The organism is Comamonas sp. C24C (assembly GCF_053345995.1).
Genome location: NZ_JBKFBC010000005.1, coordinates 93,131 through 112,219, shown reverse-complemented (window position 1 = coordinate 112,219; position 19,089 = coordinate 93,131). Strand labels below are relative to the sequence as shown.

Below are 19,089 nucleotides of genomic sequence, written 5' to 3'. Positions count from 1 at the left end.
GCCGACTGCCGCTTACTGAAACAGCTGGGCCAGGGCCTCGCCCGGCTCGCGGGCACGCATGAAGGCCTCTCCCACCAGGAAGGCGTCAACGCCTGCCTCACGCAGGGTCTTCACGTCGTCCCGGCTCAGGATGCCGGACTCGGTCACCAGCAGGCGATCGGCGGGCACATCCTTCTTGAGCGCAATCGTGGTCTGGATATCGACCTCGAAGCTGCGCAGATTGCGGTTGTTGATGCCCACCAGCGGCGTCTTGAGCTTGAGAGCGCGCTGCAGCTCTTCGGCGTCATGCACTTCCACCAGCACATCCATGTCCAGGCTGTGCGCAATCTGCTCCATCTCGGTCATCTGCGCATCATCCAGGCAGGCGGCGATCAACAGCACGCAGTCGGCGCCCATCACCCGCGATTCGTAGATCTGATAAGGGTCGACCATGAAGTCCTTGCGCAGCACCGGCAGCAGCGTGCTCGCGCGGGCCTGCTTGAGATAGTCAGGCTGCCCCTGGAAGAACTGGCGATCGGTCAGCACCGACAGGCAGGCTGCACTGATCTTGCCGTCGCCCACCATATAGCTCTGAGCGATATCGGCAGGATCGAAATCGGCCCGAATCACGCCCTTGCTGGGGCTGGCCTTCTTGACTTCGGCGATCACGCCGGCCTGTCCCTTGGCGATCTTGGCACGGATGGCGCCCACGAAATCGCGCGTGGAGACACGGCTTTCCGCATCGCGGCGCATCTCGGCAAACGGCACGGCCTTCTTGGCAGCGGCAACTTCCTGGACCTTGACGTCGCAGATTTTCTTCAGAATGTCAGACATGGTTTTCCTTGTTGGCGGCGGCATCTGCCGGGACGCGCAATACCTTCATGATGACGCGGTGCATGCCTATGCCCACCGCGATGAACAGCAGGGAGACGCCCAGCACGATCCAGGTGCCGGGATCGCTCCAGATGGGCGCATCCAGCAGGCTCATGCGGCTGCGCCGAGCTTTTGCGAATAGGCCACCAGCTCCTGGAGCTTGGCCAGTGCCGCGCCGCTATCGATGGCCTTCTGCGCACGCTCCAGGCCCTCTTCGATCGAGCCGGCCACATTGGCCGCATACAGGGCAGCGCCGGAGTTGAGACAGACGATATCGCGCGCCGGGCCTTGGTCCCCCTGCAGCACGCCCATCAGCATGGCCTTGGACTCCTCGGGGTTCTCGACCTTGAGCGAGCGCGTACCCGCCATGCGCAGGCCAAAGTCCTCGGGATGGACTTCATACTCGCGCACCACGCCGTCCTTGAGCTCGCCGACCAGCGTGCCCGCGCCCAGGCTGATTTCATCGAGGCCATCACGGCCGTAGACGACCAGCGCATGCTCGGCGCCCAGGCGCTGCAGGGCACGCACCTGAATGCCGACCAGGTCTTCGTGGAACACGCCCATCAGGATATTGGGCGCGGATGCCGGGTTGGTCAGCGGGCCCAGGATGTTGAAGATGGTGCGCACGCCCAGTTCCTTGCGCACGGGGGCCACGTTCTTCATGGCCGGATGATGGTTGGGCGCAAACATGAAGCCTATGCCCACATCGCGTATGCAATCGGCGATCTGCGCGGCGTTGAGGTTGATGTTGACGCCCAGCGCCTCCATGGCATCGGCACTGCCCGACTTGCTGCTGACGCTGCGCCCGCCATGCTTGCTGACCTTGCCGCCCGCCGCCGCAATCACAAAGGTCGAGCAGGTAGAGATGTTGAAAGTGTTGGCGCCATCGCCGCCGGTGCCGACGATATCGACCAGATTCCTCTTGTCGTGCACGTTCACCTTGTTGGAGAACTCGCGCATCACCTCGGCCGCAGCCGAGATCTCGCCAATGGTTTCCTTCTTCACGCGCAGGCCGGTGATGATGGAGGCCGTCATCACGGGCGAGAGCTCGCCGCGCATGATCATGCGCATCAGATGCAGCATTTCGTCATGGAAGATTTCACGATGCTCGATGGTTCGCTGCAGCGCTTCCTGGGGAGTGATCATTGCAATATCTCTCTATGCTTTTGGGAGCTGCTTGCGCATACCAATACTTGATTTCCCATTGTTTTTATTCTGAAATCAAGCATTGTCATGCGCTGGCAGCTATCAATAAATCAGCGTTTATTTCTGCTCGAGAAAGTTCTTCAGCATGGCATGGCCATGCTCGGTCAGAATGCTCTCGGGGTGGAACTGCACGCCCTCGATGGCCAGCTCGCGGTGGCGCACCCCCTGGATTTCACCATCTTCGCTGGTCGCCGTGATTTCAAGGCACTCGGGCAGCGTGCTGCGGTCTATGACCAGAGAGTGATAGCGGTTGACCGTGAACTGCCTGGGCAGGTCGGCAAACACGCCCTTCTGGTCGGTGCTTATCACGCTGGTCTTGCCATGCATCTGCTGGCCCGCCCGGATGATGTCGCCGCCAAAGGCCGCGCCAATGCTCTGGTGACCCAGGCAGACACCCAGAATCGGCAGCTTGCCCGCGAAATGCTTGATCGCCGCCACCGAGATGCCCGCCTCGTTGGGCGAGCAGGGGCCGGGCGAGATCACCAGCCGCTCGATGCCTTCGCGCGCGATCAGCGCCTCGACTTCGGCCACCGTGGTTTCGTCATTGCGCACCACGGTCACTTCCGCGCCCAGCTCGCCAAAGTACTGGACGATGTTGTAGGTAAAGCTGTCGTAGTTATCGACCATCAGCAGTTTCATGGTCTTACTCCCCTGATTTCCTGGGTTCACGCAGACGCGCAAATTCCTGGTGTTCGTAGTCGATGCAGGCTTCCATCAGCGCGCGATAGACGGTCTCCATCACACCGGGCTGACCGCCCTCCTGCGCCGTGCGCTCACGCACGCGGCTGACGATGGCTTCGATGCGCGCCTCATCGCGCACCTGGCTCGCATCACCCTTGATGCGCGCTGCCTGCTGCATATAGCCGATGCGGGTGACCAGCAGCGGCACCAGCACATCGTCGAGCGCATTCACATTGCGGCGCACATCTTCCATGGTGGTGCAGTGCTGCACCAGATCAATGGCTTGGCTCATTCCAGACCTTCCTCAACCAGTTCTGCGGCGCGCAGCAGGGCGCGGGCCTTGTGTTCGGTCTCTCTCCATTCCAGCTCGGGCACGGAGTCGGCCACCACGCCGGCAGCGGCCTGCACATAGAGCACGTTGTCCTTGATGACGCCGGTACGGATCGCAATCGCCAGATCCATGTCGCCGGCAAAGCTCAGATAGCCGCAGGCACCGCCGTAGATACCGCGCTTGCTGGGTTCGAGCCGGTCGATGACTTCCATGGCATGCACCTTGGGAGCGCCCGTCAGCGTGCCGGCGGGGAAGGTGGCCTTGAAGACATCCATATTGTCCATGCCGTCCTGCAAGATGCCTTCCACATTGCTCACGATATGCATGACATGGCTGTAGCGCTCCACGGCAAAGGCCTCGGTCACCTTGACGCTGCCGGTCCTGGCAATGCGGCCGATATCGTTGCGCGCCAGGTCGATCAGCATCACATGCTCGGCACGCTCCTTGGGGTCGGCGATCAGTTCCTGCTCGGTGGCCTTGTCGGCCTCCACCGTATTGCCGCGCGGACGGGTGCCGGCCAGGGGGCGAATCGTGACCTTCTGGCCGTCGGGCGTGCGCTCCTGGCGCACCAGAATCTCCGGGCTGGCTCCCACCACATGGAAATCTCCGAAATGGTAGAAGTACATATAGGGGCTGGGGTTGAGCGAGCGCAGCGCGCGATACAGCGACAGCGGCGAGGCCGTGAAACGCTTGTGAATGCGCTGGCCCACCTGCACCTGCATGAAGTCGCCCGCCGCAATCAGCTCCTTGGCCTTTTGCACGGCGTCCAGATAGTCCTGCTTGTCAAAGCTGCGCTCTGCGGGATAGCTCTCGCCGGCACGGATCTGCGGCGCGCTGACGGAATAGCGCAACTGGTCCTTGAGCTGGCGCAGTCGCTTCTTGGCGCGGGTATAGGCTTCGGCCTCGCCGGGATTGGCGTAGACGATGAGGTAGAGCTTGCCCGAGAGGTTGTCGATGACGGCGACCTCTTCGCACTGCAGCAGCATGATGTCGGGCGTGCCCAGGCTGTCTGGAGGGCAGCTGTTCTCCAGCTTTTTCTCGATGTAGCGCACGGCGTCATAGCCGAAATAGCCGGCCAGGCCGCCGCAAAAACGCGGCATGCCGGGCGTGACGGCCACCTTGAAACGCTGCTGATAGGCCGCGATGAAGTCCAGCGGATTGCCGCCGGCTGTCTCCACCACCTTGCCATCGGTCACGACCTCGGTCCTGGCCTGGTCACCGAAGCCAGAGGCGCGCACAAAGCTGCGTGCCGGCAGGCCGATGAAGCTGTAGCGGCCGAAGCGCTCGCCGCCGACAACGGATTCCAGCAAGAAGCTGTACTTGCCGTCGCCATTGGCATGGGCGAGCTTGAGATAGAGGGACAGCGGGGTTTCGAGGTCGGCAAAGGCCTCGATCAGCAACGGGATGCGGTTATAGCCTTGGGCCGCAAGCGATTTGAATTCCAGTTCCGTGATCACGGGAGAAGCTCCGGGAGTCATGGCGCATGGTGCATCTACACGGATTGATTACAGGGCAGATGACGCGTTTGAAGAGAGGATGCGCCGGTTCATTCCAATTGGCCCGAAGTATGCAACGCATGGGGCCGCGGGGTGCACGCCGGGCTCGTGCCGGGTGCTTCAGCAGTTCAGATGTGCAGGCTTACGCCAGGGCCAGGCTCCCCGGTCTCCACAACCTGCATTGAACGTGCGATGAATGAACATGATGCGGACAGTGTAGCGCATAGCGCCGACGCGCAAACAATGACGCTTCTATGCCATGCAATGACTTCCATGCTGGGGACAGTCCTTATTGCGATGAAATCTGGCAGACACAAATATGCACGACCGTTCGCAATTCAAGGCCACATGCAGAGCGGCCAGGAACAACCAACACGAGGAGACATTCATGCCCAGCTTACGTTGGCCACAGGCTTTGCTGCTGGCTGCTGCGCTTGCCAGCTTTGCCCCCCATGCTCAGGAGCGCCCGACTGAACCCGTCAAGTTGCATGGTGTGAACTACGCACCCAGCTTGCAGTTGCAGGGTCAGGCCCTGCAGCTCAACGGCGCAGGCACCCGCTACAAGGCCGTTTTCAAGGTCTATACCGCCGGCCTGTATCTGGAAAAGCCGGCGCACAGCCTGCAGGAAATCGCTGCCCTGCCCGGCCCCAAGCGCATCAGCGTGACCATGCTGCGCGATATCGACTCGGCCGAGCTTGGCAAGCTGTTCTCACGCGGCATGGAAGACAATATGGAGCGGGCCGCCTTCTCCAAGCTGATTCCGGGGGTGATGCGCATGAGCGAGATCTTCACCCAGCACAAAAAGCTGCTTGCAGGCGAGAACTTCATGGTGGACTGGCTTCCCGGCCAGGGCACCATCGTGACCGTCAAAGGCCAGCCACAGGGCGAAGCCTTCAAGGAGCCAGAGTTCTTCAACGCCCTGCTGGGCATCTGGCTGGGCCCCAGGCCCGCCGATCAGCAGCTCAAGAAAGCGCTGCTGGGCGAGACCGGCTGACTCACTTGAGCAGCTCGCGGTAGTAGTTGGGCAGCGCAAACAGCGCGCCGTGCACCTGCTCGTTGTAGTACCGCAGATCCCGCACCTTGCGCTGCCTGAGGCGCTCGGCCACTTGCTGCGCCTTCAGCTCCAGCGGATCGAGCTCATCGGAGGCCACGGCTAGCCCCCAGTAAGCACCGTAAAGCGGAATGTAGAGGCCGTAGCAGCGCACCACGGCAAACTGCTGACGCAGGCTGCGCACCAGCTCGGCCACCTGCGGGCCGTGAAAGACAGGACTGCCCAGATGCAGCACCAGCGCGCCGCCCGGCGCCAGCACACGCTTCATGCGTGCCAGCGAGTCCGGCGCATACAAGGCGCTGGCCGGGGTGTCTGGATCGGTCAGATCCATCAGCGCCAGATCGAAGCGCTCATCGGTTGCCTCCATCAGGGCCAGACCGTCGCCTATGCAGACCTCGACGCGGGCATCATCGAGCGCGCCGCGATGCACGGCCTGCAGATGCTGGCGCGAGAACTGCACCACGGCCTCGTCCAGCTCGGCCAGCACCACGCGCTCGATGCTCGGATGCTTGAGCAGCTCCTCCGCGGCCCCGCCATCGCCGCCTCCCAGAATCAAGGCCTTGCGCGGCGCGGGGTGGGCCATGGCGGCCGGATGCACCAGCGCCTCGTGATAGAAAAACTCCTCGCCCTCGGAGGTCATGAAGCAATCATCCAGACGCAGCACCTTGCCGAACTGCGGCGTCTGCAATAGATCCAGCTTCTGATGCGAGGTCTGCTGCGTCTGCAGCGCCGTGGCGCGGTAACCAAAGCGCGCATGGGGCGTGAGCTGCTCCATGGCCCAGCCGGATTCGGGCTCGGGTGCAGGGCCCACGTCGTGGTCTGCCGGCTGCGCCATGCCGATATCGCCGCGCATCAATTGCTGGCGCAACACCTTTCGGGGCGCGAAAGCGTCGATCACGCCTTCCATCAGCCTACGGGCCTTGCCCGAGTTGTCGGCGGAAAAATTGCACACATAGACGTCGATGGTGACACTGCCCGTCTCGGGCCAGGTATGTATGGCCAGATGGGACTCCGCCAGCAGCACCGTACCCGTCACCCCGCCGGGCTGCCCTTCATAGGGCGGGAACTTCACCCAGGTGTCATCCACCAGAGTCAGACCCGAGGCCGCAGTCTGTTCGCGGCAAAGCCCGGCGATGGCATCGGCATCGAGCATGTAGCGCTCGGAACCTGCGCATTGGTAAAGGTCGGCAGTCAGGTGCAGTCCGTGCATGTGGCGTGAGTCCCCCTTCGTTCTCTGCCGGCTGCAAGGCGATGCACGAGCCGACATTGGTTCAAACAAAGCCAATGACTCTAGCAAATATGCTTATCCGCACTCTTTCTTGCCAGATATGCAGACCAACAGACAGCATCACACTGCAAGTTGCGCCAGGGAATCCAGATGGGCTCTGGCCTCGACCGCCGTGATGGGCTCGCCGTGGTTGTAGCCGTAGGTCATCAGCACCACCGGGCAGCCTGCGGCATGGGCGGCCTGGGCATCGTTGCTGGAGTCACCCACCATCAGCGTGCGCGCGGGTTCGCTGCCCAGAGCCTTGCAGGTCTCGACCAGCGGCATGGGGTCGGGCTTTTTGCGCGCAAAGGAGTCGCCCCCGAACACGCAGTCGAAGAAGCCGTCCAGCCCCTTGGCGGCCAGCAGAGGCTGGGCAAAGGACAAAGGCTTGTTGGTCAGGCAGGCCATGCGCAGCCCCAGGGACTGGAGTGCGTGCAGGCCTTCGGCCACGCCCGGATAGACATCGGCAAACTGACCGTTGATGGCCAGGTAATGGTGCTCGTAACGCTGCCAGGCCCGGGGATACAGGGCATCGATGTCCAATGCCCCCACATACGCCAGCACGGAGCGGATCAGATGCTCGCTGCCCTTGCCCACCATGTTCTCGATGACCTGCGGCTTGATGGCCGGCAATTGCAGATCGGTCAGCATGCGGTTGAGCGCTTCGGCAAAGTCACCCAGCGTGTTCACCATGGTGCCATCGAGGTCGACCATGACGGCATCCAGTTCCAGGGCGGCGGCGGGAGCAGGCAGATTCAGCTTCATACAACTATCAATTCAATAGCTGCATGCGCTTTTCAATATTGGGCTTGCAGCCAAAAACACTAAAACTTCATGCCCCGACTCCAAAGCCGCGCTCGTGTATCGAGTGCAGCCGAAGTCCGGGCAGAGAACCAGACCCGGGCGGCCTCGCCACCCCGGTGCGAAGGAGCTGCGGGGTCGCAGCGCCTTAAGCGGGAGTCAGGCAAGATTCTTGCGCATGGTGTCGATGACAGCCTTGTAATCCGGCTTGCCGAAGATGGCACTGCCTGCCACAAAGGTATCGGCACCGGCATCGGCCACGGCGCGGATATTGGCTTCCTTGATGCCGCCATCCACTTCCAGGCGGATATCCTTGCCACTGGCTTCAATACGCTTGCGAGCAGCTTCCACCTTACGCAGAGTGCTATCAATAAAGCTCTGGCCGCCGAAGCCGGGGTTCACGCTCATCAAGAGGATCAGGTCGATGTCTTCGATCACCCAGTCCAGCACGTCCAGCGGCGTGGCAGGGTTGAACACCAGGCCGGCCTTGCAGCCATGGCTTTTGATGTTCTGGATGCTGCGGTGCACATGCTGCGAGGCATCGGGGTGGAAACTGATGTAGTCCGCACCCGCCTTGGCAAAGGCCGTGGCGAGATCGTCCACGGGCTGCACCATCAGATGCACGTCGATGGGCACGGGCTTGCCATCGGGTGTCACCGAATGAGGCTTCAAAGCCTGACAGATCATGGGGCCGAAGGTCAGATTCGGCACGTAATGGTTGTCCATCACGTCAAAGTGGATCCAGTCGGCGCCGGCCGCAATGACATTACGCACTTCTTCACCCAGACGGGCGAAGTCGGCTGACAGGATGGAGGGGGCAATACGGTAGGTGGGGCTCATGGATTGCAATTGTCGCAGTTACCATTAGCTCATGCCGATGAATGAGTTTCTGGTCCAAGTCCAGCCCGCCTACCTGCCCGAGCAATCCGCCCCGGCCGCCGGCGTCTATGTGTTTTCCTACACCATTACTGTCACCAACACGGGTGAGGTGCCGGCGCAGCTGATTGCGCGGCACTGGATCATCACCAACGAGCTGGGCCATGTCGAAGAGGTCAAAGGCCTGGGCGTGGTGGGCCGACAGCCGTTGCTGCAGCCTGGTGAGTCCTTCGAGTACAGCAGCGGCTGCCAGCTGCGTACGCCCACGGGCACCATGCGGGGAAGCTATCTCTGCGTGAATCACGAGGGCGAGACCTTCGAATGCGAGATTCCTCTCTTCGTATTGCAGATGAACGAGTCTGGCGACCCCATGCCCATGCCCGAGAAGCGCGTTCTGCACTGAGGCCTGTCCCACATTTGCATGAAGAAAAGCACTCTTGATCTGCCCGGCCTGCTGGCCTCCCTGGACCCCGATGCAGGCCTTGCACAACGCCATCTGTGGCTGATTTATCTGGCCGAATGGATTCGCGCGGCCGAGCCCTCTGTCGAAGGCGCCGTGCAGCGTGTGAAACAGGTCGTGGAGGCCTTCGAGGCCGACCCTGAAGCCCTGGCCCGGCTGCGCCGCTGGAGCCAGACACTGATGGAGACGGTGGACATCACCGCCCTGCTGGCCGATTTCGGCTTTGCCCCGCGCACGGCCATGGCCAGCGAAGTGGCCGAGCGCCTGCGCTACAAGCTGCTGCCCAGCACGCCCGAGACCGAGGACGCCTCCGAGCTGTTCATGCTGGTCTTTCCCGACCGCTTCGACGCCCGCTGGCTGCATGCGCTGGACAGCCAGCTCATGGCCCGCATCACCACCTTGCTGACCCCGCAGCAGCAGGACGAAGGCGTGAGCTTCTGGGAGCGCAATCTGCTGGACGCCATCACCTATTGCGCGGGCCAGATTCTCTCCACGGGGTTTGCCCCCGAGCTGCGTCTGCGCATGAGTGAGCAGGCACGCGAGGAAAAACCGTTTCATGCGCTGATCCACGATGTGGAAAACCTGCGTGTGGAGGTCATGCTGCCGCTGCGCACCACCGACAGGCGCGACGCCGCTGCAGCACAGTTGCGCGAACGGCTTGAGGCCTGCCGCGCCGCCGTGTCGTCGGTGTACTCCTATGTCGAGGCCGAAGGCATTTCCGTCGGCCTGATCTTCCGCCTGCGCCAGGTGCGTGCGCGCATTCTGCGCATTCGCCGCCTGCTCGATTGCCTGCTGGCCGAAGACCGCGCCTACGAAACGTCAGAGCTGCTGTCCAATCTGGTGGCCGTGGGCATAGAGCGGCGCAGCGTGCGCGCGCTGATGTCTACCAACTCATCCTTGCTGGCCGCCAAGGTGGCCGAGCGCAGCGCCGAAACCGGCGAGCACTACATCACCCGCGACGGCAGCGAGTATCGCAAGATGGTGGCCAAGGCCGCGGGCGGCGGCCTGGTGATGGCCTTCACCACGCTGGCCAAGTTTGCGCTGTATGCGCTGGGCCTGTCGGTCTTCTGGGCGGGATTGGCTGCGGGCTTCAACTACGCCATCAGCTTTGTGCTGATCCAGATGCTGCACTTCACGGTGGCCACCAAACAGCCGGCCATGACGGCGCCGGCCATGGCGGCCAAGCTCAAGGACATTCAAAGCGATGACTCCATCCAGGAGTTCGTCGATGAAGTCGCCCATCTGGTGCGCTCCCAGGTCGCAGCTATCCTGGGCAACGTGCTCATCGTCTTCCCCGGGGCGTTGCTGCTGTCGCTGGGCTATGCCTATCTGGTCGGTCATCAGGCGCTCAGCACCCCGCATGCGCGACAGGTGCTTGACTCGCTGAGCCTGCTGGGGCCGTCGGTGCTCTTCGCCGCCTTTACCGGCGTGCTGCTGTTTGTCAGCAGCCTGATTGCCGGCGGTGCCGAAAACTGGTTTGTGCTGCGCAATATCGATTCGGTGATTCGCTACAACCCCGGTATCACCCGCTTTCTGGGCAAGGCTCGCGCAGATCGCTGGGCGCACTTCTTGCGCAAGAATGTCTCCAGCCTGGCATCCAATATCTCGCTGGGTTTCATGCTGGGTCTGGTGCCTGCATTTGCGGCTTTCTTCGGCCTGGGGCTGGAAGTGCGCCATGTCACCCTGTCCACGGGCCAGATCGGCGTGGCCGTGGCATCGCTGGGCTGGGAGGTGCTGCATGACGACCTGCTGTGGTGGGCCGTGGCCATGCTGCCCTTCAATGCGGCGCTGAACGTGGGGGTGAGCTTTTACCTGGCCTTCCGCGTTGCACTGCGTGCCCACAACGTCAGCGGCGTGGACCGATCACGCATCTACAAGGCCATACGCCAGCGCTTCTGGCGCAGGCCGCTGAGCTTTTTCTGGCCTTGACCTTTAACCGCCGCCGACCAGCGGCCCAGCAGGCCGCAGCATCGCGAGCGGCCAGAGACCTCATGGGTGAATTCGATCTGATCCGGCGCTATTTCCAGCGCCCCGTACGTCGCGCCGCTCTTGGCGTGGGCGACGATTGCGCGCTGCTGGCCCCGGCCCCTGGCATGCAACTGGCCATCTCCAGCGACATGCTGGTCGAGGGCCGCCACTTCTTTGCCGATGTGAACCCGCGCCTGCTCGGTCACAAGGCTCTGGCCGTCAACCTCAGCGATCTGGCCGCCAGCGGTGCCAGGCCTCTGGCGTTCACGCTGGCCCTGTCCCTGCCCCGCGCCGACGAAGCCTGGATCAGCGAGTTTGCGGCCGGCCTGCTGACCCTGGCCGATGCCCATGACTGCGAACTCATCGGCGGCGACACCACGGGCGGCCCGCTCAATATCTGCATTACCGTGTTCGGCGAAGTCCCTGCCGGCCAGGCCTTGCTGCGCAGCGGCGCCAGGGCCGGCGATGAGATCTGGGTCAGCGGCACTCTCGGCGATGCACGCCTGGCACTGGAGGCCGTGCTGGGCCATGCGCCCTTGCCTGCAGAGCTGCTGCAGCAGGCCCGCCAGCGGCTGGAAGCACCCACGCCGCGCGTGGCCCTGGGCTTGGCGCTGCGCGGCATTGCCAGCAGTGCACTGGATGTCAGCGACGGCCTGCTCGGCGATCTCGGCCATATTCTGGAGCTGTCCAGCGTCGGCGCCACGGTAGACAGCCGCTGCATCACGCCTTTGATGGCTGCTGCCGCCTACGCGTCAGGCAGTGCATGGCAACTGGATGCAAGACTGCAGCAGCAATGCACGCTGGCCGGCGGCGATGACTACGAGCTGTGTTTTACCGCCCCCGCAGCCCGGCATGCCGACGTGCTGGCAGCAGGCGCTGCCAGCGGCACGCCGGTGCATCGCATAGGCCGCATCGATGCCGAGCAGGGTCTGCGCGTGATCGGTGCGGACGGCGCCCTGCTGCAAAACCGCTGGAAGTCCTTCGACCACTTCGGCGGATGAACGCAAGAAACGCGAGCCGGACGCAAGAGGCGCCAGGAAAGGGATAGGAAACCGCCTGGGTTAAGCTCAAGCCCTGTCCACTGCCCACAAGAGCTGCCAATGCGTTCAAGCCGTCTTCTGCCTGTGTCCATGGTCTGTGTTGCAGCTACTCTGCCCGGGCTCGCCCTGGCCGACGCCAGCAGCCTCAGTGTCTCGGGCAATCGCGCGCCTATCACCGAGGTCACGCTCTATCCTGGCATCGCCGCCATACAGCGCGAGGCACGCATTGACGCCCAGACCCGCCTGCTCAGCTTTGAATGCCTGCCCGCCAGCGTGGATACGCAGAGTCTGCAGATCAGCGGCGACGAAGGCGTGCGCGTGGGTGAGATCAAGACCCTGATGCAGTCCAGGCAGATGGCTGCCAAGGAATGCACCAGCCCGCTGGATCAGCAGATTCGCAGCCTTGAGGATCAGCTTGCGAGCATCGAGGCCGAAGAAGGCGCCGCCAGGCTGGTGGGCGACTTTCTGCAAGGCATGAGCAAGCCTGGCGACGAAGCCAGAATAAGCCCCGCTCAGATCGCCGGCACCAGCCAGGTCCTGCGCCAGACCAGCCGCGACAACAGCTTGCGTGCCCACCAGATTCAGCGCCAGAAGCAGGATCTGCTGGCACAACTACAGCCTCTGCGCCAGGAGCGCGACCGCACGGGCTCCGAACAGTCTCAGGTCATGAAAGTCAGCGTGCAACTGGCCAGCGCACGCGCGGCCAATGTGCGTCTGAGCTATCAGGTACGCGGCCCCAGCTGGCAGCCCAGCTACCGTGCACAGCTCAACACCGCCAGACAGCAGGTGCAGCTGGAGCGCCAGGCCCTGGTCGTGCAGGCCAGTGGCGAAGACTGGAGCAATGTGCGCCTGCGCCTGTCCACTGGACAGCCCGGCCGCAGCACCCAGGGTGTCATGCCGCGCCCCTGGACGGTGGATATCGCCCAACCGATGCCACCCGCCGCTCCGGCACCAGCCCCCGTCGCCATGATGGCGCGCAGCAGTGCCGGCGCCATGCGCGAAGTGGCCGCAGCCCCGGACTTGCCGGTGCTCGATGTCTCCAGCATCAACACGGCCTACAGCACGCAATTCATCGTGCCGTACAAGATCAGCGTACCCTCCAGCGCCGAGCGCATCACGCTGTCGCTAGGTCAGGAAAATCTGGCGACCAGCTTGCTGACCCGCACCGCGCCGGCCATGGAAGAGGCGGCCTATCTGATTGCCACGCTGCAGGCTCCGCCAGGCATCTGGCCGGCAGGCCCAGTGGCGCTGCTGCGCGACGACGCTTTGGTTGGCAATGGCAGGCTGGACTTCGGCAATGCCCGGGCGCTGGCACAGGGACTGTCTTTTGGTCGCGATGACAACGTCGTGGTGCGCCGTCTGCCTGCGCAAAGCCACACCGGCAGCGGTGGTTGGGCCAGCAGCAAGACCGAGCGCAGCATCGTGCGCAACTATGCCGTGGAAAACCGCCACAACCAGCCTATCGCGCTCCAGGTGCTGGACTCGGCCCCTGTTTCGCGCAATGAGCAGATCAAGGTGCAGTCACAGTACAGCCCACAGCCCGCCACCACCAGCTGGAATGCGCAAAACGGCATGGTTGCCTGGGAGCAGAATCTGGCCGCCCGCAGCACGGCCCAGTTCCAGGCCACACACCAGATCCGCTTCCCCGAAAACCAGCCCATCACAGGTCTGCAATAAGGCAGCGCGTATCATCACACCATGACGGATGATCTATCAGATAGCGCCGCAGCGCATGTGGATAGTGCGCAAGCAGCTATCAATAACAAAGCACGCACCGGCATGAGTGCAGCGGGAATCGCCCACCCCAGCGTAAAGTTCATGCTGCAGCATCCGGCCCATTTGATTGCGCTGGGCTTTGGCTCCGGTCTGCCCCGCGTCGCCCCCGGCACGGTGGGCAGCCTGTGGGCCTGGCTGGCCTATCTGGTGCTGGCACTGTGGCTGAGCCCGGCACAGATCGGCTGGCTGATTGCCGCCAGCATTCCCGTAGGCTGGTGGGCCTGCACCGTCACCGCAAAGCATATGCGCGTGGCCGACCCCGGCCATATCGTCTGGGACGAAGTGGTCGCCATGTGGATTGTTCTGTGGCTATGCATGCCCATGGGCTTCTGGGGGCAGCTGACCTGCTTTGCGCTGTTCCGCTTTTTTGATGCCGTCAAACCCCAGCCCGTCAGATGGGCCGACCGCCTGTTCAAAGGCTTCGGCCCGCGCGGCGGCTGGGGAATCATGTGGGATGACCTGGTAGCCGCCTTCTGCACCCTGCTGGTGATCGCCCTTTGGCGACATTTCTTCTGACGGTGCAAGCCATGGAGGAGACGATGAGCACACAAGCAAGCAGCATCGAAGAACTGGTGCGACAACTGGCCGCCAGGCTGACTGAAAAAGGCTGGATGCTGGCCACCGCCGAAAGCTGCACCGGCGGCATGATTGCCGCGGCCTGCACCGATCTGGCAGGCTCCAGCCAATGGTTCGAGCGTGGTTTCGTGACCTACTCCAACGAGGCCAAGACAGAGATGTTGGGGGTGCCCGCCGAGCTGATCGCAAAGCACGGCGCCGTCAGCGAGGAAGTCGTGCGCGCCATGGCCGAGGGCGCCCTCCGTCACGCACGCGCCCAGGTCAGCATTGCCGTGACGGGGGTTGCCGGCCCGAGCGGAGGCTCAGCCGAAAAGCCTGTGGGGACGGTGTGGGTGGGGTGGTGCGTTCACAACACCATCCATAGCCAGTTGCTGAAGCTGAGCGGCAGCCGCACCAGTATCCGCCTGGCGACTACCAGCCACGGCCTTCAGCACCTGTTGTCCGCCATCACTCCACCAGCACCACATGGCGCCCAATGCAATTGAGCTGAGCACCGATATCTGTCTGGGCCAGATTCAGCCCCAGCAGATTCAACACCAGATTCAACACTGCATCCAGCACCAAAGTCAGAGGGGTAAGAACCACGGCCAACAAAGCGCCAAGCAAGCCCAACTGATCTGTCAGGGACTTGATCAAGCTCTCAACCAAGTTGCTCTGATATATGGTTGCCCATTTGGGAGGTTCGCTCAGATTCGGAGGGTTCTGATAGTCCAGCCTCTGGGCCTTGGAAACCAGCGGTATTTTTATCTCTACAGGTATTGTCAATTTGGGAACCAGAGGCAGCGGAAGAATGTCGACCGCGCCTTTCAACGCAACCGTTCCGACTCCCGTCACACCATTCACGGTCATGCTTTTCTGAGGCGAGCAAGTATGCTCCGTCAGCAAGGCACTGCCTTGCGCCAGCTTCACATCAAGAGACAGACTGGCAGCGACCAGCGCCAGATTCAGTTTCAGCCCGGTCACCAGATCGATCTGGGATGTCTTGGCTTCAATCCTGTCTCTTACCGGATCACCTATTGCGCTTTGCGGTGGTTCGATCACTTTCAGATTCAACCCCACCTCCACCAGACCAAGATTGAGATTGACGCCCACCTTGGCCGCATTCTGGCTGTTGGCGAGTTGCGCAACCGTGGTCACCAGGTCCAGGACGTTCACATCCGTTCTCAAGGCCTCGGATCCGAGCCCTGTGCCGAGCTTGAGAATATCCTGCAGCGCAATCTGTATATTGCCGACCCCTAGCGCCAATGCATTAAGCGCATTGACAGCCGCCAGACTGCCTTGCTGTGGCAAGGCATCCAGCATTGCCAACATGACCTTGTCCAGCGTGACCTTGGTCTTTACGACCTGGTCGTAATCACCGACATTCAAACCAGCCCTGATTGCCAGGGCATCAAAAAAACTCAACAAGCTGATATTCGAATTGGCAATGCCCTGCCATCCAGCAACACCGAGATTGATCTTGCCTCCAAGCAATCCGCCCACCACGGCGTCCAGGAGGGCAGACTTTTCCGTATCCAGTGCCAACAGGGTCGAACGCACGGATAGTCTGGCGATCCTGGCCGACTGCATTGCTGTGGCTTGGGCCGATATCTGGCGTCCTCTTTCGGCTCCAGCCGCAAAGACAAACAAGTACGGCACTGTCCTGCGGAAAGTCACCCTGCATGCATTGATATCGCTGGCCTTGCTGACGCTGCCAAAGAAGGGGTTGGTGCTTTTGTCCCAACGCCCAGCCTGCGCAGTCACGAGCTCGGAGACCACGCTACCGTTGAGCAGCAAATTTCTCTCTGCATTGGTACGACAAGAGGTCTGATCCAGAGCACCGCTGGCACCCGCCAGAGCCGCCAGATCCGCGATCTTCTGCAACTCGCGCCTTTGCCAGAGCACATTGCCGATATCGATGGTTGCCAGGCAGATCAAGGCAATCATCAACCACAGTGCCCCCAGCATCGCCACTGAACCCGATTGGCGACGCATGCGAGCACGACCAAGGCCTGTTGCAAATGACTGCATGCAAAAAACCTCTGTGGCCGCCTAACGGCTGCCGCCCGTTTTACTGCTCACCTGTGTTTCCGTGCTTTCCGGAATCTTGTGGGTAAAGCTCTCCAGATAGCGCTGATAGCTGCGCTGTGCCACATCGCTTGTCACGGGATAGGCATTGCGCGATGCGTACTGGCCGCTGACCTGCAATGCCAGCAGATAGCTGGTGGCGTCGCCCACCCAATTGCTTGCAGGCGGTGTCAGGGAGGCATTGCCGGGAGCCGGAGTCTGCGTCACTGCTGCCTGAGCTGTTGCTGCGGGCATCGCTGCCGCACTTCGGGGCGCACTCATATTGGTCACGCCCGTGCTGGAGCCGGTACTGCTGCCGGCCTGCGCCATGGCGACCGAGGCCGTGCCCAGTGCCATCAACGCCAGGGTGAATGCGCGTGCCCGTCGGGTGAATGCTGTCTGCGTATTCATGGGGACTCCTTGAAGGTTCAGGGCCAGGCACGCTCGGGTGCACTCATCTTGGCAGAGGCCGCAGGCTTGCTGCCGGCATCTTCATCGGGCGTCTCGAAGAACAAACCGCCCGCCGCCGCGCGCTGGGGCAGCATGGCTTGCACCGCCTGTTTGCCACCGGGTTCACCGGCCTGGCGAACGGCGACAGGATGTGCCGCAGCCATCACCACGGCAGCCTCCGGCATCGATCTTGTCGGGCGCACCGGCTGGCGCGCGATCACGGGCTGCACCGCAGGCTCGGCTTGCGAGGCCGGTGCCGGCTGCGTCTGCTGCAGTTTTGCGGGCATCGCCTCGGTAAGCAGAGGCTGTGCCGGCTTGGGCGTCTCCTGCTTCGCGGACCGAGAAGCTGTCGCCACGGCTGCTTCCAGCGGTGGCACCACTGTCGCTATCGATGCAGGAGCTTTCTGCGCTTCAAATGTGGCAACTTCAGGTTGTTTTGACTCTGAAATCCTTTCCAATGGAGCGGTAGCCGCTACATCGACAGGAGCAGCTCTTGCCTGCACAGGCACAGGTAGCGCATAGGCATAGGTCTGCGGAGCGGCCGGCACAAACTGGCTCGCCCCCTGACCGGGGTGACGCGGCCTTCCTGCATCGAAGCTGCCGCCAGAGACCATCCACTGACCGCCGCTGGGCGCACGCTCCACATTCCGCGCCACCATGGGCTGCGCCTGGGGCAGCGGCAACGTAGCGGTACGAGATGGCACAGACTCCGTTGCCTTGACTACCACTACCGGAGCCTTTGCGGCTTCAGGCTCCGGTACGGGCTTTTTTGCGGCGGGTACCTCCTGCACTGCCGCAGGCTCCGGCACTTCGGCGGATTTCCCGGAGCTGGCCACGGCCTCGGAGGCGGTCTTCACTTCCGGACGGGAGAGGTTGACGACCTTTCCGGTCGCAGCCGCGGCAGGCTTTGCTGCTGCCAGGCTTGCAGTCCTCAGCCACTCCCCGGCCTGCTCCTTGACCAGTTGCCGGGTCTGTGCGTCCAGCTTGCGCTGGCGCATGAATTCTTCAGCCTGCGCGCTCTGGCCGCTGACCATCATGAACAGGCTCAGATTGACGTTGACCTGTGCATCCTCGGGGTTGAGCTGCGCTGCCTGCATCAGCGGAATGCGCGCCGCGTTCAGATCATGCGCACGCAGATAGGCATAGCCCAGATCGGTCAACAGGCGCGAATCCACAGGGTTGCTCATGCGCGCCTGCTCCATCTGCTGAGCGGCACTGCGAAAGTCGCCCTGCTCAGCGGCCACACGGCCCAGGCCGTAGCGTGCAGCACCATCCTTGGCGCTGCCCAGCAAGCCCTGGTAAATGGGGATGGCCGCACTGAGCTGCCCCACCTGACGCAATGCATCGGCGCGCAGCAGCCGCGAATCGCTGGAAGCACCCCATTGCTTGTCCAGTGCATCCAGGTGCGCGATGGAGGCATACCAGAGCGACTTGGACTGCATCTGCTTGACCAGAGAGAGGTAAGTGTCCTGCGTGTCGACCACTGCCTCCTTCTCCAGCGGCCTGTCTGCCGCTGCCTTGGCCGCGGGCGACAGCACGGGCTGGCTCTGCCCCAGCAGATTGCCCATGCTGGAGCAGCCCGACAACAGAGCCATGGTTGCAGCCGCCAATGGCAGCATCAGATATCGGCTTTCTTTTTTCATTTGTTTATCCCCCCCAGTGCCTTCATCACGGCCAGAAAGCCGGGTCCGGCAGTAACGATGATCAGGGCCGGAAGCAGCGTCAGGACCATGACGCCTGTCATCTTGACCGAGATCTTTCCTATCAACTCCTTCATCTTGGCCTTGCGCTGCTCGCGCAGACGTTCGCCAAAAATGCGCAGAGGCTCCTGCACGGCTCCACCGTATCTGTCGATCTGAATCATCAGGGATGTCAGATTGGTCAGGTTGTCGCTCTGATATACCTCGCTCATGCGAGCAAAAGAACGCTCGCGCGTGCTGCCCCGGCTGTACTGCTGGTTGGCCAGCTGTATCTCGCGCGAGAGCACAGGCATGACATTGCCGAAATCGGAGCCAATGACCTGCAGGGTCTGGTCCAGGCTCATGCCCGTGCCTTGCAGCAAGCCCAGCAAGTCGACGAGCAAAGGCAGCTCGCGGGCGACACTGGCTCTGCGGCGGCGTGCCACGCTGCGCAGCACCCATTTGGGAAGCAGAAAGCCTATGGTGAAGGCGGCAAACAGGTAGAGCAGAAAATGCTTGCTGCCCGAAAAAAC

Annotated in this window: 20 protein-coding genes; 7 read left to right on the top strand and 13 right to left on the bottom strand. The window is 62.5% G+C overall.

What is annotated here, in order from left to right; translation table 11 throughout:
* Nucleotides 1–12 precede the first annotated feature (12 nt).
* The 6 genes from trpC to trpE form a co-directional block, all read right to left on the bottom strand.
* Complete coding sequence (gene trpC / locus ACLBXN_RS11130; protein WP_447612171.1) at nucleotides 13–813, bottom strand: indole-3-glycerol phosphate synthase TrpC; 801 nt, start codon at nucleotides 811–813, stop codon at nucleotides 13–15.
* A complete protein-coding gene (locus ACLBXN_RS11125) occupies nucleotides 806–967 on the bottom strand; it encodes a hypothetical protein (protein WP_196250270.1) in 162 nt (53 codons plus the stop codon). The genes trpC and ACLBXN_RS11125 overlap by 8 nt, the downstream gene beginning before the upstream one ends.
* Nucleotides 964–2,004 (bottom strand): anthranilate phosphoribosyltransferase, encoded by a 1,041-nt coding sequence (gene trpD / locus ACLBXN_RS11120; RefSeq protein WP_211457422.1) that lies wholly within the window; start codon nucleotides 2,002–2,004, stop codon nucleotides 964–966. The genes ACLBXN_RS11125 and trpD overlap by 4 nt, the downstream gene beginning before the upstream one ends.
* 111 nt (nucleotides 2,005–2,115) lie before the next feature.
* A complete protein-coding gene (locus ACLBXN_RS11115; RefSeq protein ID WP_043003915.1) occupies nucleotides 2,116–2,697 on the bottom strand; it encodes an anthranilate synthase component II in 582 nt (193 codons plus the stop codon).
* A gap of 4 nt (nucleotides 2,698–2,701) precedes the next feature.
* On the bottom strand, nucleotides 2,702–3,031 hold the full coding sequence (locus tag ACLBXN_RS11110) for a chorismate mutase (RefSeq protein ID WP_447612170.1): 330 nt from the start codon (nucleotides 3,029–3,031) through the stop codon (nucleotides 2,702–2,704).
* Complete coding sequence (gene trpE / locus ACLBXN_RS11105) at nucleotides 3,028–4,527, bottom strand: anthranilate synthase component I (protein WP_012840114.1); 1,500 nt, start codon at nucleotides 4,525–4,527, stop codon at nucleotides 3,028–3,030. The genes ACLBXN_RS11110 and trpE overlap by 4 nt, the downstream gene beginning before the upstream one ends.
* A 427-nt stretch (nucleotides 4,528–4,954) precedes the next feature.
* Between trpE and ACLBXN_RS11100 the strand changes: the two genes are divergently transcribed.
* Nucleotides 4,955–5,560, top strand: a complete 606-nt coding sequence (locus tag ACLBXN_RS11100) for a chalcone isomerase family protein (RefSeq protein WP_447612169.1) — start codon at nucleotides 4,955–4,957, stop codon at nucleotides 5,558–5,560.
* A 1-nt stretch (nucleotide 5,561) separates the two neighbouring features.
* Here the strand turns inward: ACLBXN_RS11100 and speE are convergent, their stop codons facing one another.
* From speE to rpe, 3 genes are all read right to left on the bottom strand, one after another.
* The gene (gene speE / locus ACLBXN_RS11095) at nucleotides 5,562–6,827 is read right to left on the bottom strand and encodes a polyamine aminopropyltransferase (protein WP_447612168.1); all 1,266 of its coding nucleotides are present in this window, start codon (nucleotides 6,825–6,827) and stop codon (nucleotides 5,562–5,564) included.
* A gap of 138 nt (nucleotides 6,828–6,965) precedes the next feature.
* A complete protein-coding gene (gene gph / locus ACLBXN_RS11090; RefSeq protein WP_447612167.1) occupies nucleotides 6,966–7,649 on the bottom strand; it encodes a phosphoglycolate phosphatase in 684 nt (227 codons plus the stop codon).
* Between the two features lie 195 nt (nucleotides 7,650–7,844).
* A complete protein-coding gene (gene rpe, locus ACLBXN_RS11085; RefSeq protein ID WP_050872514.1) occupies nucleotides 7,845–8,525 on the bottom strand; it encodes a ribulose-phosphate 3-epimerase in 681 nt (226 codons plus the stop codon).
* Between the two features lie 31 nt (nucleotides 8,526–8,556).
* Between rpe and apaG the strand changes: the two genes are divergently transcribed.
* From apaG to ACLBXN_RS11055, 6 genes are all read left to right on the top strand, one after another.
* Nucleotides 8,557–8,964, top strand: coding sequence for a Co2+/Mg2+ efflux protein ApaG (gene apaG, locus ACLBXN_RS11080; protein WP_019043152.1), 408 nt, complete (start codon nucleotides 8,557–8,559; stop codon nucleotides 8,962–8,964).
* A gap of 18 nt (nucleotides 8,965–8,982) precedes the next feature.
* A complete protein-coding gene (locus ACLBXN_RS11075) occupies nucleotides 8,983–10,950 on the top strand; it encodes a site-specific recombinase (RefSeq protein ID WP_447612166.1) in 1,968 nt (655 codons plus the stop codon).
* Nucleotides 10,951–11,012: 62 nt separating this feature from the next.
* Nucleotides 11,013–11,990 carry a thiamine-phosphate kinase gene (gene thiL / locus ACLBXN_RS11070; protein ID WP_447612165.1) on the top strand — a complete coding sequence of 326 codons (978 nt, stop codon included), beginning with the start codon at nucleotides 11,013–11,015 and terminating at the stop codon, nucleotides 11,988–11,990.
* 99 nt (nucleotides 11,991–12,089) lie between these two features.
* Nucleotides 12,090–13,706, top strand: coding sequence for a mucoidy inhibitor MuiA family protein (locus ACLBXN_RS11065; protein WP_447612164.1), 1,617 nt, complete (start codon nucleotides 12,090–12,092; stop codon nucleotides 13,704–13,706).
* A 21-nt stretch (nucleotides 13,707–13,727) separates the two neighbouring features.
* Nucleotides 13,728–14,321, top strand: coding sequence for a phosphatidylglycerophosphatase A family protein (locus tag ACLBXN_RS11060; protein ID WP_447612163.1), 594 nt, complete (start codon nucleotides 13,728–13,730; stop codon nucleotides 14,319–14,321).
* A 23-nt stretch (nucleotides 14,322–14,344) separates the two neighbouring features.
* Complete coding sequence (locus tag ACLBXN_RS11055; protein WP_447612162.1) at nucleotides 14,345–14,866, top strand: CinA family protein; 522 nt, start codon at nucleotides 14,345–14,347, stop codon at nucleotides 14,864–14,866.
* Here the strand turns inward: ACLBXN_RS11055 and ACLBXN_RS11050 are convergent.
* The 4 genes from ACLBXN_RS11050 to ACLBXN_RS11035 all read right to left on the bottom strand — a co-directional run.
* Nucleotides 14,829–16,391, bottom strand: a complete 1,563-nt coding sequence (locus ACLBXN_RS11050) for a pilus assembly protein TadG-related protein (RefSeq protein WP_447612161.1) — start codon at nucleotides 16,389–16,391, stop codon at nucleotides 14,829–14,831. The genes ACLBXN_RS11055 and ACLBXN_RS11050 overlap by 38 nt on opposite strands.
* A 21-nt stretch (nucleotides 16,392–16,412) precedes the next feature.
* Nucleotides 16,413–16,838 (bottom strand): DUF3613 domain-containing protein, encoded by a 426-nt coding sequence (locus ACLBXN_RS11045; RefSeq protein WP_447612160.1) that lies wholly within the window; start codon nucleotides 16,836–16,838, stop codon nucleotides 16,413–16,415.
* A 17-nt stretch (nucleotides 16,839–16,855) separates the two neighbouring features.
* The gene (locus tag ACLBXN_RS11040) at nucleotides 16,856–18,520 is read right to left on the bottom strand and encodes a tetratricopeptide repeat protein (RefSeq protein WP_447612159.1); all 1,665 of its coding nucleotides are present in this window, start codon (nucleotides 18,518–18,520) and stop codon (nucleotides 16,856–16,858) included.
* A partial coding sequence (locus tag ACLBXN_RS11035; protein WP_447612158.1) for a type II secretion system F family protein occupies nucleotides 18,517–19,089 on the bottom strand: 573 nt, incomplete at its 5' end. The genes ACLBXN_RS11040 and ACLBXN_RS11035, both read right to left, overlap by 4 nt.

Excerpts from the sequence above, each read along its gene's own strand:
- ACLBXN_RS11115 (WP_043003915.1), bottom strand. The coding sequence starts at position 2,697 with ATGAAACTGCTGATGGTCGATAACTACGACAGCTTTACCTACAACATC.
- ACLBXN_RS11040 (WP_447612159.1), bottom strand. The coding sequence starts at position 18,520 with ATGAAAAAAGAAAGCCGATATCTGATGCTGCCATTGGCGGCTGCAACC.
- ACLBXN_RS11125 (WP_196250270.1), bottom strand. The coding sequence starts at position 967 with ATGAGCCTGCTGGATGCGCCCATCTGGAGCGATCCCGGCACCTGGATC.
- ACLBXN_RS11100 (WP_447612169.1), top strand. The coding sequence starts at position 4,955 with ATGCCCAGCTTACGTTGGCCACAGGCTTTGCTGCTGGCTGCTGCGCTT.
- rpe (WP_050872514.1), bottom strand. The coding sequence starts at position 8,525 with ATGAGCCCCACCTACCGTATTGCCCCCTCCATCCTGTCAGCCGACTTC.
- ACLBXN_RS11065 (WP_447612164.1), top strand. The coding sequence starts at position 12,090 with ATGCGTTCAAGCCGTCTTCTGCCTGTGTCCATGGTCTGTGTTGCAGCT.
- thiL (WP_447612165.1), top strand. The coding sequence starts at position 11,013 with ATGGGTGAATTCGATCTGATCCGGCGCTATTTCCAGCGCCCCGTACGT.
- speE (WP_447612168.1), bottom strand. The coding sequence starts at position 6,827 with ATGCACGGACTGCACCTGACTGCCGACCTTTACCAATGCGCAGGTTCC.
- trpC (WP_447612171.1), bottom strand. The coding sequence starts at position 813 with ATGTCTGACATTCTGAAGAAAATCTGCGACGTCAAGGTCCAGGAAGTT.
- ACLBXN_RS11075 (WP_447612166.1), top strand. The coding sequence starts at position 8,983 with ATGAAGAAAAGCACTCTTGATCTGCCCGGCCTGCTGGCCTCCCTGGAC.
- ACLBXN_RS11055 (WP_447612162.1), top strand. The coding sequence starts at position 14,345 with ATGAGCACACAAGCAAGCAGCATCGAAGAACTGGTGCGACAACTGGCC.
- ACLBXN_RS11110 (WP_447612170.1), bottom strand. The coding sequence starts at position 3,031 with ATGAGCCAAGCCATTGATCTGGTGCAGCACTGCACCACCATGGAAGAT.
- gph (WP_447612167.1), bottom strand. The coding sequence starts at position 7,649 with ATGAAGCTGAATCTGCCTGCTCCCGCCGCCGCCCTGGAACTGGATGCC.
- ACLBXN_RS11050 (WP_447612161.1), bottom strand. The coding sequence starts at position 16,391 with ATGCAGTCATTTGCAACAGGCCTTGGTCGTGCTCGCATGCGTCGCCAA.
- apaG (WP_019043152.1), top strand. The coding sequence starts at position 8,557 with ATGCCGATGAATGAGTTTCTGGTCCAAGTCCAGCCCGCCTACCTGCCC.
- ACLBXN_RS11060 (WP_447612163.1), top strand. The coding sequence starts at position 13,728 with ATGACGGATGATCTATCAGATAGCGCCGCAGCGCATGTGGATAGTGCG.
- ACLBXN_RS11045 (WP_447612160.1), bottom strand. The coding sequence starts at position 16,838 with ATGAATACGCAGACAGCATTCACCCGACGGGCACGCGCATTCACCCTG.